This window comes from Bradyrhizobium liaoningense, assembly GCF_018130785.1.
GTDB lineage: Bacteria > Pseudomonadota > Alphaproteobacteria > Rhizobiales > Xanthobacteraceae > Bradyrhizobium > Bradyrhizobium liaoningense_A.
The window spans coordinates 1-1,138 of the sequence record NZ_JAFCJT010000067.1; the positions used below are offsets into that span (position 1 = coordinate 1).

Genomic DNA, 1,138 nt, shown 5'->3' on the forward strand with positions numbered 1-1,138 from the left:
GCGCGCTTCGTCGAACTTTGCCGCGAGATGGGCCTGCTCGCGACAGCGAGCGTCGCCATCGATGGCAGCAAGTTCAAGGCCGTTAACAACCGGGACAGGAACTTCACGCGCGCGAAGGTGGAGCGGCGACGTGCTCAGCTGGAGGAGAGCGTCGCGCGCTACTTGAGCCAACTTGACACGGCCGACCGACAGGAGCCGAGCGAGGCGCTGGCGGCGAAGGTGACGAGGCTTACCGAGAAGCTGACAAAGCTGAAGGAGGAAATGGGCAAGCTTGCTGCCTCCGAGAAGCAGATGTTTGCTTCGCCGGATCAGCAGATCTCGCTGACCGATCCGGATAGCCGTTCGATGGCAACCAGTGGCCGCGGATCCGGCGTTGTCGGCTACAATGTCCAAGTCGCCGTCGATACCGACCATCACCTGATCATCGCGCATGAGGTGACGAACAGCGGCTCAGATCGGGCACAACTTGCCAACATGGCCAGGCAGGCGAAGGCTGTTCTGAAGACCGAGACGCTCGAGGCCGTTGCCGATCGTGGCTACTTCAGCAGCCCGGAGATCCTCGCCTGCCACGAGGTCGGCATCACGGTAACTCTGCCCAAGCCGCTGACTTCGGGCGCCAAGTCAGACGGACGCTTCGGTAAGCAGGACTTTGTCTATTTGCCGGAGGAAGACGCCTATCGTTGTCCGGCCGGAGAGCTATTGCCGTATCGCTATACAAACGAAGAAGCCGACAAGATGCTGCGGCGCTACTGGACCAATGCCTGTAAGAATTGTTCGATCAAGGCCCAGTGTACGCCCGGGTCAGAGCGACGGATCGCGCGATGGGAGCACGAGGATCTGCTCGACGCCGTGCAGCAGCGGCTCGATGCGAACCCGCTCGCTATGCGCCTTCGTCGCGAAACTGTCGAGCATCCGTTCGGCACGATGAAGGCACGCATGGGAGCGACGCACTTCCTGACTAAAACCCTTCCAAAGGTCGCCGCTGAGATGGCCCTCTCGGTTTTGGCCTATAATCTGACCCGAGCAATGAACATCCTTGGGATCAGGCCGCTGATCGCCGCGATCGTGGCCTGAGGTCGGCTCAGTTTTGGCTTCAAGACTGACGGCCCAGTAAGGCCGTTTTTACACGGCCAAGACC

The 1,138-nt window shown here is 60.6% G+C and carries 1 protein-coding gene; it reads left to right on the forward strand.

The window, feature by feature from the left end; translation table 11 throughout:
* Positions 1 to 1,074, forward strand: a 1,074-nt coding sequence (locus tag JQ627_RS38905) for an IS1182 family transposase (protein ID WP_212489602.1), incomplete at its 5' end; no start/stop codon positions are given.
* Positions 1,075 to 1,138: the final 64 nt, after the last annotated feature.